This window comes from Pseudoalteromonas sp. Z9A6, from assembly GCF_011378805.1.
Taxonomy (GTDB): domain Bacteria; phylum Pseudomonadota; class Gammaproteobacteria; order Enterobacterales; family Alteromonadaceae; genus Pseudoalteromonas; species Pseudoalteromonas distincta.
In genome coordinates this window covers 104,531-117,575 of record NZ_WTKZ01000009.1, presented here as the reverse complement: position 1 = coordinate 117,575, position 13,045 = coordinate 104,531, and the positions used below count along the sequence as shown (strand labels likewise).

Here is a 13,045-nt window from a genome sequence, read left to right as displayed (position 1 = left end):
GCGGCTAAAGCCGCCTAAACGTTATGCACTTCAGGTTTGAATCCGCGAAATTATCATTGAATAATACTCCAAACTAAAATTTAGATACCGCTTAAACAATACCAACCTCCCGCACTTCACTTTTAGCGCACAAACTAAGCACAATACATTGCACTAAAAACCAGCAACCTTGCAGCTTGGTTATAAAATGTCTAGTATTCTAAAGCTGTACTTATAATTGGTACTAAAAAAGGATTAACAATGTCTCTAAAATACATAACAACAATATCAATCACATTATCATTACTATTATTAACAGCATGCGGCTCTGGGGAAAGTAAAACAAAAGAGGCTGAAAGAATTGAAATACCACAATCAAAAGCGGTTATTAATAACAGTCCCTTAAGTGACTACAAAATAATTATCTATGGTAATAGCCATAGTTCACAGTTAGGGGGCTTATTAGAAATAATTATTACAAACCAGTTACCTAGCACTTTAGTCAAAATAACGACTGTTAGTGGTCGATTTTTAGATGAAATAGTCGCAGTAGATGCAAATGTCGATAAATTAAAAAGTGATAACTGGAGTCATGCAATTTTTCAAGGCCAAAAGTACTCACAATCAGGTTCGACTGACTACCCTACAAGTGCAACTGAGCGATTAATCTCGAACGCAAAAGAGCATAAAATTACACCTATTTTATTTCCAGAGCATCCTCAAAAAGGGGATCCCGCAGAAGCAAAGCAGGTTTACGACCTCCATTTAGCAATCAGTCAAAAACAACCTAGCTGCATAGCGCCTGTTGGCTTTGTATGGAATCGAGTATTAGAAATAATGCCTAGTATAAACCTTCATAGTGCCGACGGTAATCATGCATCCTATGCTGGGAATGTCCTTACAGCGATGACCTTTTATCAAATCATTACCTCGGAATTAACAGACACAATGCCATTTATTCCTGCTATAGATTTAACACAGCAAGAACAAGCTTTATTTGGACAAGTAGTAACAGAAGTACTTGAGTTATATCCGGCATGTGGTGCTAAATAATCTTAAAAAATTTAAAACTAGATTTTAGATTTAGTGATTTCCTGAGGTGCTCAATATCAGTACATTAATACTACGCACATAAGCTGATTAAAGACACCTCAGGAAAATTCAATTTTCACTTTTTTGCCAAATTATAAATTTAATATCTTGATAAATAATCACCTGCAATTTATTAAAATAACCGCCGTCCTAGCTATACTTATTTGAATATTAAATTTACTATCAAAACGTTGTAACTATTAGCAGGAAAACTAAAGTGCTGTCGCGTTTATATAATTTTATGCCCGGTTTAAATACATTGCTGCACTATGAACGCCAATGGTTTGCTGATGATGTAAGGGCGGCGCTATCAGTAGCGGCAGTGGCTTTACCTGTTGCCATTGCTTACGCACAACTAACCGGTGTTAACGCCGCCGTAGGGTTATACTCTTGCATACTGCCAATGATGCTATATGCACTTTTTGGTACTTCAAAACAATTAATAGTCGGCCCTGATGCCGCAACTTGCGCCGTTATTGCCGCTGTAGTAACACCTCTTGCTGCAGGTGACAGCTTTAAGCATTGGCAACTTGTTGTCACCATGACCGCTATGACCGGCTTTTGGTGCTTTATAGCCAGTAAATTTAAGTTAGGTGTATTAGCCGACTTTTTATCTAAACCTATTTTAATGGGCTTACTAAACGGCGTAGCTATCACTATTATTGTTGGTCAATTTTCTAAAGTATTCGGTTTTACCTTTGATGAGCGCTACTTACTTGAACGCCTCGGTGGTGTGCCCACATACCTAGCGCAAACACATGTTCCCACCTTATTAATGGCTTTGTTTACACTGGCGGTCTATTTTGCCATGAAGCGCATAAGACCCACGTGGCCTGCATCTATGTTTGCTATTGCTTTTGGTGCGCTTTTGGTATGGATTTTTGATTTAAAACAATTTGATATAAAAACCATTGGCACCGTAACTGGCGGGCTCCCCGTTTTTAATACCCCTGTTTTTGATTTAGGGATTATTCGTGAGCTGGTGGTACCCGCACTTAACTTAGCCATCGTGAGCTTTGTTAGTATGATGCTAACTGCCCGCAGCTTTGCTGCTAAAAATGGCTACGACATAGACGCCGATAAAGAATTTAGAGCGTTGGGTATTGCCAATATAGCGTCAGCTCTTTCGCAAGGTTTTGCCGTCAGTGGCGCCGACTCACGCACCGCTGTTAACGATGCAACAGGTGGTAAAACGCAGTTAGTATCAATAATAGCAGCAGCTATTATTGCGCTCATAGCTGTATTTTTAACAGCCCCACTTGAATTTATTCCAAGCGCAGCGCTAGGTATTGTACTTATTATTGCCTCTGTACACTTACTCGATTTAAAAGCTGTTTGGCAATTAAAACGAAAAGACAAACAGGCATTTTATCTCGCCTCAGCCACCTTACTTGCGGTGTTATTTATTGGCGTTATACCAGGGATCACACTTGCTGTATTACTGGGGTTATTTCAATTTATTCGCACTGTTATGCGCCCAACCGACAATATTCTCGGCGTAGATGTTAACGGTGTAGTAAGAAGTTTAGACGCCACAGATAAAGCAAAAGCAGTGCAAGGCGTGTTTATTTACCGCTTTAATTCACCTTTAACTTACTTTAATGCCAGCTACTTTAAACGCAGATTACTTGAGCAATATGCAAGGCAAAAAGACGACACTCAATGTGTAATAATTGACGCTGTGCCCTGCTTTACTCATTTAGATTTAAGCGTAATGGCGATGCTTGCAGATCTCGACGTTATATTTAAAAAGCGTGATATAAGGCTTGAGCTTGCAGGTAGAAAACGTCAGTTACTTTCGTGGTTTGATATTGCAGGAATGAAGTCTGGAAAAGAAGGTATATATATTCACTCAGACTTATACATCGCCCTAAAAAGAAATAGCGTAAGGCAGCATACACAAGAAGTTAGCTTGTTTGAGTCAGACGAAAATAAAGAACCGCTCACACAGCAATAAAATACAATAAGCAGATCAGCTAACTGATCTGCTGTTTAGTACTAATTACTTTTTATACTTTTGGGTAGTTTGAAGGAAAAAACGCTTTTTTAGCGTCTTCATCAAACTCTTTTTTAAAGGCTATATCAGTACCAATTGCGCGTGCACGTGCAACCGCTGGGCGGCTATCAATGCTTTCAAACCAACGCTTAAGATTTGGGTACGGCGCTAAGCCCTCTTCACCTAGTACAACCGGTGCTTTATCAATCCAGCCCCATGCAGATACATCAGCAATGGTATATGTATCACCCACTATAAAGTCACGACCTTCAAGGTGAGTATCAAGTACTTCGTAATGGCGCTGCGCTTCACGTAAATAACGATTAACCGCGTAATCAAGCCCTTCTGGCGCCATGTGTCTAAAGTGTACACTTTGCCCTGAATACGGACCTAAACCCGATGCGATAAACATTAACCACGACAGCATTTCAGCGCGGTCATCGCTCTTGCCTTCAAGCTTCCCATACTTTTCAGAAAGGTACATTAAAATAGCATTCGAATCGAACACACGCGTTTCACCATCAACAATTGCTGGCGCTTTAGCGTTTGGATTAATTGCTTTAAATTCAGGTGTATGTTGCTCACCTTTTAAAGTATCAAGAGGAACAAGTTCAAACGGTAAGCCTGTTTCTTCTAAAAAGAGCGCAACCTTCATTGGGTTAGGAGTATGGTGAAAATAAAATTTAATCATGTAAAGTTCCTCAATAATTGAGCAACGATTAAAGCACAACTTGAGCGGGTGTTCAAATTGAGTTTTAACTAAGTAAAATACACAGTTAAAACGTGATTTAATTGTGAGTATTTCGTGATACTTCATTCGTAAATATCACTTATGCTAAAGAAAAAATAAACTTTTGTAAGAAGTAATATGCTTAAAAATTAATTGCAGAAGCAACAAACTAAAAGCATGGCAAGTATTAGCACTACTCATATTTGGCCCATTAAATAAAAAGCCGATATTGAGCAACGCTCAATATCGGCTTTATTAATCATTTAATTTTGTCTAAATTAATCGGCTAAAGTTGGAACTGTAATAGGAATTACAACCCTTCTTACAACTGCGCTACCATCACCTCTTATCCAAAGTATCACTTCGTAATTTAATTCCTCAAGAGAGGCATTTTTAATCCCTTTCAAATTAATTTCAAAGGTCACTTCTTCATTTGGTTTAACGTTCTCAATTAATACAGGGGTAATAGTTTCAACCCACTGCTCTCCTGAAATCACTTCAATTGAGAGATCGATTTCTTTTAAAGCCTCATCAAGAGCTGAAGAAATAGCCGCTGCAATTTCGTTACTATCATACGACAATAAAAATGTTTGTCCTTTGGTAGCTAACACAATTGAATCTAAATCATCTGTAGCTAAGCCAATTGAGCCGCTTTGCAATCCAAATACAGTCACACCTTTTTCTTGTAATACATTGATGACCTCAGTTTTGCCCGCACCCGGGTAATTCTCATCTATATCTGAATCATGAAATGGCGCGTCTGTCGCTAATAAAATAACTTTTAAAGCACCTTCACGCCAACCAATATTCATAGGTTCAATATCACCTAAACTAGTATAATTTCCATCGTTGTCTATATCTCTACCAGCTCCAGTTACAGCTTGGTACAAACCTTCTAACTGTGATTCTTGATAATCATTACCTGAATAAATGGTTAAATTATTGATTCCTGTTTTTGCGGCATCTATATCTGTAGTCACCGACTGTAATAAATAGAACGCTTCATCACCATCGTATTCATGGCCGTATCCATCAATAGGAAAGTCTGAGAAGGCAGAAACCCCAAAAGCAACATTAATTCCACGACCAGATAAGTTTTCTAATATATTGTCAGCTTGCTCTTTTAAGCTGGCTATATCATCAGTATAACTACCGCTAACATCAATTAAAAACATGACATCAATTGCTGTCACAGTAGTTTCAGGTAAGGTAAAGCTTAACTGCGAAGTAGTTTTATCCCCTTTAGATAAAGCAATTGGAGCCTTAACATCTAAAACAGAATCAACAGTTAAATCGGCTGTTTGTATTGCAGAGTGAATATTTAGTAACTGCGTAGGACCGGTTGTGCCTAGAGCTTTTGACTCTTCAGAAAGCGTTAAATTAGAAGATGTAGCAACTAAAATATCTTTAATCTCCGCTGCTTTTAATGAACTATTAATTCCTTTCACAATCCCTGCAGAGCCTGTTACTAAAGCGGCTGAAAATGATGTACCTACGCCTAAGCTACCATCAGTATTCCCCCACCCCATTTGATCACCAGGAGCCGCAATATTTACGACGTTACCCATACGTGTAAAATCAGTTTCTTTATCATCTGCATCTGTTGCCGCTACAATCAATGTATTTGTTTGCCAAGCATCTTGGGCGATATCATTGATATCAACTAAAAGTTGATCATCATTTTTTTCACAGTTATTACCAGCCGAATAAACTAGTAATACATCTTTTTCTTTTGCGTATTCCACTAAGTTAGTTTGTTGTAGACGCCAATTTCTATTACTTTTTAATCTAACTTGTGAGTCGTCAGCACAAGTGCTTGTATCACCCCAAGATATATTTACAATGCTCGCACCGCTATCTATAGTCGCCTTAGTTCCTGCTATTAAATCTGTTATATAAGTTTTAATAGGAGATTCAGATGAACACTCTTCAGTAGTTGATCCATCCTTACAACGCTTAACATAAATATCGGTATGTATTAAGTTGGCACTGTGATCAACACCATACACAGCACTGCCTTCACTCGTGTTATGTCCTGCAATAAAGCTAGATACCCACAACCCATGAGAACTATCAGTTTCTGTATCATCACCTTCAACAACACCAAATTGGCCATTATCTTGTGCGCGAAGACGAGTTAAGCGAGAACTTTCAATGCTAATTTGTCCTGCACCTATACCGGTATCAACAACACCTAATGTCACTGGCGCTAAAGTACGTTCTTGTAATGCATCCCATGCTTTATCTGCGGCTACAGCTTTAACCCAATAATCTCCAGAAAAAAGAGACTCATCAGTGCTTTCCTCTGCAATATATTGTATTACAGTGTTTTTATTTTTGATTACATGACTATAATTACTAATCAGACTTAAGTTTTTTGACTCTATAACAGTATTTAAACCTGCATGCCTAACGCCACCCATTTCCCCAATTTTTGTTATCAAGCTATTTTCAGAAGCGCCTTCTCTAACTCTTATCTGTAATACTTTTAATGCATCATCAAAACTTGCGATTCCAGCATCATTATTACTAATCTCATCAAAAACAGCTTCTAATTCAGCTTCTGTAACATCATCGTTTAAATGTACTAATACTTCATTCAGCGCTGCTTCAACGGTTTGCCCATCTATAACAATATTTTCACTACCACCAGGTATAGACATAACACTTGCGGCAACATTAGTCACATCAACAAAAACACTACTTGTAGCTGTTTGACCATCATTATCTGTCACTGTTAAGTCAAAAGTTAACGTTGTATCAAAATCAACTTCTGGAGCAATAAATTTTAAAGAATTATTAGTTAAGTTATCAATTTCAATGATAATGCCGTCAGTTTGTTGCCAAGCATACGACACTATTGAGCCATTAGAATCTTCTACTATGCTTGTAATTTCTACTTCTGTATTTTCTTCAACAGTGACTCTTTCGTTTAAGCTCAATGTTGGTTCTACTAGTACATTTTTAATAGTAATTGAAATAGAGTCAGATGCAGTCAAACCACCATCATCAGTAGCAACTAATTCAAATACAACAACTTGCTCTTCATCTACTTCTGGCGCTGTAAAAGAAAGGGTGCTTGTATCTAAGCCGCTAAGCTCTAAATCAATCCCAGAGGTTTGCTGCCATGCATAGCTTACTATTGTACCGGTTGAGTCTTCAGCTGTTCCTGTAAATGAAATAGATTGATTTTCATCTACGATAAGGTCAGCTCCTGCATTTACTGAAGGTGCTGTATTGGCTACTACTTTAGGTGTTTCACTAGTACTAGATGGGTCTTTATCACTGCCACACGCAGTTAAAATAGAGGTTGCGATTAAACACAATGCAAAGCACTTTGTCTTTTTCATTTAATAAATCCTTTTGAAATTTACTGATTTTTAGTAAATCAAACATCCGTTTAAACTAAAACCGGGTGTTTTGACCCAATAAAAAGTTATACTGAAACCTTATTTTAACTAAATGACACTTAAAGGCAACAATTAAAAGTCAAATAAAACAACAGGATAGCAACTTAAGCAACACAATACCGTACCACTTATCAGAACAATAAAAAAAATAAAACACAAATAATTAACTTAATTAAAATAATAAAACGAAGCGATACTTCCTAAAACAACTCACTCCCCCCTTATTTCTAGATAAAAAAGGCTAAAAAACTAATTAGCATAATATTTATTAGGTAAATATAGCCTTGATAAATATCGCAACTTTTATTGCCAATAACTAAATAAAAACTCAAAATTTGATAACCTCTATATAAAAAAAACACTTACACACTAAAGGTTGACGCTTTTAACTAACAAACCATCAAATTAAGTATAATATTTCCTAAAAATAAAATTTAGTCATGTAAAGTATTTCAATAATTGAGCAGCTAAATAAAATACACAGTTAAAACGTGATTTAATTGTGAGTATTTCGTGATACTTCATTCGTAAATATCATTTAGGCTGAATGCAATATCAGCCTTTGCGAGAAGTAACATGCCTTTTAAAGCACTATCCCATCCATTTTTAATCTCACTTGTTGGGTTAATAAATTTTTTGCTTTCAAAGCCAAGCTGCTGAGCAAGTAACTATTTCCAGTACAGCTAATCCGACTACCTTTTTAGAGCTTTACACATCGCAAGGTTGCAGTAGTTGCCCACCAGCAGAGCGCTGGATTTCAACGTTTACAGATGATGAAAAACTATGGACTGATTTAATCCCTATTAATTTTCATGTTACTTATTGGAATTATTTGGGTTGGAAAGACCCGTTTGCCTCTGCTGTTTTTAGTAAAAGACAACGCACTTATAAGGCACTTGGTAAAAGTAGGATTGTAGCTACTCCAGGATTTATGGTTAACGGCAACGGGTGGCAAGGTTGGTTTTATAAACAAGCTATTCCTGTAGCTAAAGCCCGTTATTTAGGTAATTTAAAAGCGACTATAAACAACAGTAAAATTAATCTCGAATACGATACTGTTAATATCGAAGATAATACTGACCAAAACTTAATAGCCCATGTAGCTCTGTTAGGCTTTGGTATAGAAACACAAATACACAGCGGCGAAAACGCAGGCCATAAGTTAAAACACGACTTTGTTGTTATTGGCTACGAGCAAAATGACATGCAGACCAAGCAGCAATTATCATTAACTGACTTAACCCTGCCTCGCGTTAAAAAAATATCGCCAACAAAGCAAGCCTTAGTGTTTTGGGTATCTAAAAAAGGCGACCCTACTCCACTACAAGTTGCAGCCGATTGGTTTTAAAAATTACAGTTAATTGAATAAAATTACTAATTAACAACTCAGCGCGCAATAAATCTCCTTGTATATCAACTATAGAAAAAGGCTTTCAATAATTTAAAAACTAATGAATTAGCATTGTTATTACAAAACATTTATTCTTTTTTATTGTGTGTATCTGTATAAAACATAAATAACATTGTATTTACATCAACTTTTGTTTATAAAGTAGGTTGAATGGACTCTTGAAATAAGTAATTGACTTATAAGTATAAAAACCAAGCGCCTATCAATAAAAACTTCTGCAATTATCTATATGGACAAAAATTTATGCGAATTAACCAAAGCCACATTAAAACAATTGTAATCGCTGCAATTACAGCTTCGTCTTTAGCTGGGTGTGCTACAACATCATCAAAAGTAATAGAAACACCAACTGTTGCTAGCTATAACACAACCTACTCAGGTGCAAAAAGCAAACTAGTCGTAGGTCAGTTTGTAAACCGTTCGAGCTTTCAAAATGGTATATTTGCATCAGGCCAAGACCGTTTAGGTAGCCAAGCAAAAACAACACTAATGAGCCACTTACAACAAACAAATCGCTTTAGTGTGCTTGATCGCGACAATATGGCAGCCCTTGCGGAAGAGGCAAAGTTAACAGGTACAAAACAAGTTCTTAGCGGTGCTAAATTTGTTGTAACTGGTGATGTAACAGAGTTTGGCCGTAAAGCCATTGGCGATCGCCAGCTTTTTGGTTTATTGGGTAAAGGTAAATCGCAAATTGCTTATGCTAAAGTAACGCTTAATGTTGTTGATGTTACTACATCAGAAGTTATTTATTCAGTGCAAGGTGCTGGTGAATACAGCCTATCAGAACGTGAAGTTATTGGTTTTGGTAGCACAGCTTCATATGATGCCACATTAAATGGCAAAGTACTTGACCTAGCTATTCGCGAAGTCGTTAACAAGTTAGTTACTGGTCTTGAAGCTGGCCAATGGGGCAATAAATAATGAAAAAGCTAATTACCTTAGCATTTGTTTGTATAGCCCTAACGGGTTGTAACTCAACGAAAGAACCTATTTACTATTACGGCGACTATAGTACTGCCGTATACGCCTATTTAAAAGCAGATGACGTAACAGCCGAAGAGCAAATTAGTATGCTTGAGCAAATTATTGCCGATGCCGCAAACAAAAGTAAGAATGTTGCACCTGGCCTACATGCTCACCTAGGTATGCTGTACTTTGAAACGGGTAATCCTTCATTAGGCACTACTCACTTCGAAACTGAGAAATCACTTTTTCCAGAATCAGTTCATTACATCGACTTCCTTCTAAAATCTGCGAAAGGCGCTTAATATGCTTAATTTAAAATCATACACAGCGATCGCATTAGTCGCATTACTCGCTGGTTGTGTTTCACCTCCACCAGCACATGACTACACAGCATTTAAACAAGCAGACCCTCACTCAGTTATTATTTTACCTCCGCTAAATAATACACCTGAAGTAATTGCACCATACAGTGTGATGACTCAAATGGTCGCGCCTATAGCTGAGTCGGGTTTTTATGTTTTTCCTGTTGCTTTAGTTGATCAAACCTTTAAAGGTAATGGCCTCACTGTTGCAAGCGACGTACACCAAGTACCGGCGAATAAATTACATGAAATTTTTGGTGCAGATTCTGCGCTTTACATCACTATTGAAGAATACGGCACTAGCTATGTTGTAATTTCTAGCGAAACAGCTGTAACTGTGTCAGCCTCACTAGTTGATTTACGCACTGGCGAGCAATTATGGCAAGGCAAAGCAAGAGCCTCTTCAGCTGAACAACAAAGTAATGGCGGTGGTGGCCTTGTAGGTATGCTTGTTATTGCAGCAATCAATCAAATTGCTGAAACGGTAACCGATAAAGGCTTTGAAATCGCAGCAATGACTTCAACACGCTTACTTTCTTCAGATGTTTACAACGGCTTATTATATGGACCTCGTTCACCTAATTATGGCCAACCAGCACCAAGCGAAAAGAAAAAATAACTCTTATTGTTATTAACCTAAATCTTAAAAAGGCCGAATCATTAAATGGGATTCGGCCTTTTTAATAAAAGCTTACCTAGCTAAAAACCTTAGCAAAGTTACTTTTAAGTATTTAGAGCAGATTTTAAAATACGAGTTTAAAAACCAATATTAGTCACAATAGAAAAAACATTTCAAAAAAGTAATAATAGAGTAGCAAAATGCAATGTCTTTTTTTTAGCCGGTTCTACATGTTAAAGTTGTCATTATCACTAAATTACTCTTATAGTGAATCTATATAAATATTGAGCATTACTATGATAAAAGCACAAATACCAGCTGACGAAGAATCTAGATTAAAGGCCCTTTACGAGTATGAAATATTAGATACTGAAGCCGAAAAAGTATTTGATGATTTAACTCAACTTGCTTCTGATATTTGTGAAGCCCCCATATCACTTATAAGCTTAGTTGATCCACAAAGGCAGTGGTTTAAATCAAAGTATGGTATCGATGTAGACTCCACCGAAAGAGATATCGCATTTTGCTCTCATACAATACTGCAAGACCAAGTATTTGAAATACAAAACGCTCTACTTGATGAACGTTTTTATGATAACCCTCTAGTAACCAGCGATCCAAACATTCGGTTTTATGCGGGCACACCGCTAGTTACACCTAGTGGCAGCACAATTGGTACATTATGTGTTATCAGCGACCAGCCAAAAAAGCTAACTCAAACACAAATTAACGCACTGAAAATACTTGGCAAAGAAGTTATTGCACAACTTGAGCTCAGGTTAAACAACAGAAAGCTGGCCACTGCATTAAAACAACAACAAATACATAATAAAAATCTTGAAGAACTAAAAAAAGAAGCTGATACAGCTAACACTCTAAAAGGTCGATTTTTAGCAAATATGTCGCACGAGCTAAGAACCCCGCTGCACGGCATTTTAAATTTAGCTGAGTTTGGACTAGCAGAAACTTCAAATATAGAAAAAGATAACGCCTTAAAGAGTATTTTAAGCTCCGCGAATATACTCTCAAATATTGTAAATGACATTTTAGACTTTTCAAAAATTGAAGCGGGTAAATTAAATATTGAGAATATTAACTTTAACTTGAGCGAAGTCATTAACAATGTAATTAATCCACTAATGAAACAAGCCACAGATAAAGGCATAAAATTTATTCCATCTATAGATAAAAATATCGCTACAACCCTAAAAGGCGACCCTGTCAGAGTTTCTCAAATTTTAAATAACTTATGCTCAAATGCGATTAAATTTACACAACAAGGCCAGGTAGAGTTTAAAGTCACTGTAAAGGAGAACCTCTTAAACACGCAAAATATTGTATTTGAAATAATCGATACGGGTATTGGTATTAGTAAAGCTGCACAGCAAAATTTATTTCAAGAGTTTCATCAGGCAGATTCATCTACATCTAGAAAGTACGGGGGCACGGGCCTTGGCCTTTCCATTTGCACCAAGCTAAGTGATTTAATGAATGGCAAAATCAACTTCACGAGTAAAGAAGATAAAGGTTCTGTATTTATTTACCAACAAAGCTTTGAAACATCAGAACTCGATGAATTATTAAAACCAAATAAAGAAATAACCGATTTACAAGGGTGCACTATTTTGGTTGCCGAAGACAATAAAGTAAATCAAGTTGTCGTAAGTAAAATGCTACAAGCTCATAATGCGAAAGTAATATTTACCGAAAATGGCAAAGAATGCGTTGATTACTTTTTTGCCAACCATGTTGATTTAATTTTTATGGACATTCAAATGCCAGTGATGGATGGAGTGCAAGCCACTAAGATAATTAGAGAGCAACAAACAGATAAAACAACGCCAATTATTGCCATGACAGCCAACACCATGAAACCAGATATTGAACACTATTTGAATATTGGTATGGATGGCTATTTAACGAAGCCATTTAATAAAGATCATTTAAATAGCTTGCTCAATGTTTATAATCCAAAAAACTCAAATCTCAAAAATTTAGCAGTTAAAGTTAGTAACCCAAACATTACGAGTGAACGTAAGCTAAAACAGATATGCAATGAGCTAAAAAAGTTAATTTCAAATGCCGACAGAGTCAGTCTCTGGTTGTTTAATCACGACTATACTGCCATTAATAGCTTAATTTGCCTTGATGAAAAAAATGAGATAGTAAGTAATGCAGTTTTAAAAGCTGAAGATTTTCCTGCATACTTTGACTATATTTTAGAGCATAAAGTATTAGACGCATCAGATGCGAGAAACCACGAAATCACTAAAAACTTAACCAAGGTTTATTTTGAACCATCAAACATTTACTCCTTGCTTGATTACATCTACTTTATTGATAACAAACCGCTAGGTGTTATTTGTTGTGAAAGTGTTGGCTCAAAAATTTCATGGAGCCATGCAGATAAACTGTCACTTATTAAAGTAGCTGATGTAACAACCTTGTTTTTATCCAAACAGTTGAAATCATAGTAG

Annotated in this window: 9 protein-coding genes; 7 read left to right on the top strand and 2 right to left on the bottom strand. The window is 36.6% G+C overall.

Going from position 1 to position 13,045, the window contains the following annotated elements; translation table 11 throughout:
• Window positions 1–240: 240 nt before the first annotated feature.
• Both GQR53_RS05925 and GQR53_RS05920 read left to right on the top strand, forming a co-directional pair.
• Entirely contained in the window at window positions 241–1,032 is a 792-nt protein-coding gene (locus tag GQR53_RS05925; protein WP_165743143.1) for a hypothetical protein, read from the top strand.
• Window positions 1,033–1,288: 256 nt separating this feature from the next.
• The gene (locus tag GQR53_RS05920; protein WP_165743142.1) at window positions 1,289–3,028 is read left to right on the top strand and encodes a SulP family inorganic anion transporter; all 1,740 of its coding nucleotides are present in this window, start codon (window positions 1,289–1,291) and stop codon (window positions 3,026–3,028) included.
• A gap of 52 nt (window positions 3,029–3,080) precedes the next feature.
• On the opposite strand, the gene GQR53_RS05915 is transcribed toward GQR53_RS05920, so the two are convergent.
• Both GQR53_RS05915 and GQR53_RS05910 read right to left on the bottom strand, forming a co-directional pair.
• Window positions 3,081–3,758, bottom strand: a complete 678-nt coding sequence (locus GQR53_RS05915) for a glutathione S-transferase family protein (RefSeq protein ID WP_165743141.1) — start codon at window positions 3,756–3,758, stop codon at window positions 3,081–3,083.
• A 317-nt stretch (window positions 3,759–4,075) separates the two neighbouring features.
• A complete protein-coding gene (locus GQR53_RS05910) occupies window positions 4,076–7,147 on the bottom strand; it encodes a S8 family serine peptidase (protein WP_165743140.1) in 3,072 nt (1,023 codons plus the stop codon).
• Window positions 7,148–7,838: 691 nt separating this feature from the next.
• On the opposite strand from GQR53_RS05910, the gene GQR53_RS05905 reads away from it, so the two are divergent.
• From GQR53_RS05905 to GQR53_RS05885, 5 genes are all read left to right on the top strand, one after another.
• Complete coding sequence (locus GQR53_RS05905; RefSeq protein ID WP_346774387.1) at window positions 7,839–8,555, top strand: DUF1223 domain-containing protein; 717 nt, start codon at window positions 7,839–7,841, stop codon at window positions 8,553–8,555.
• A 306-nt stretch (window positions 8,556–8,861) separates the two neighbouring features.
• Complete coding sequence (locus tag GQR53_RS05900; RefSeq protein ID WP_076923668.1) at window positions 8,862–9,542, top strand: CsgG/HfaB family protein; 681 nt, start codon at window positions 8,862–8,864, stop codon at window positions 9,540–9,542.
• Window positions 9,542–9,889, top strand: coding sequence for a DUF4810 domain-containing protein (locus tag GQR53_RS05895; protein ID WP_008165258.1), 348 nt, complete (start codon window positions 9,542–9,544; stop codon window positions 9,887–9,889). Before GQR53_RS05900 ends, GQR53_RS05895 begins: the two co-directional genes overlap by 1 nt.
• 1 nt (window position 9,890) lies before the next feature.
• Entirely contained in the window at window positions 9,891–10,568 is a 678-nt protein-coding gene (locus GQR53_RS05890) for a DUF799 domain-containing protein (protein WP_165743139.1), read from the top strand.
• A gap of 296 nt (window positions 10,569–10,864) precedes the next feature.
• Complete coding sequence (locus GQR53_RS05885; protein ID WP_165743138.1) at window positions 10,865–13,042, top strand: response regulator; 2,178 nt, start codon at window positions 10,865–10,867, stop codon at window positions 13,040–13,042.
• The last annotated feature ends 3 nt before the right edge of the window (window positions 13,043–13,045 follow it).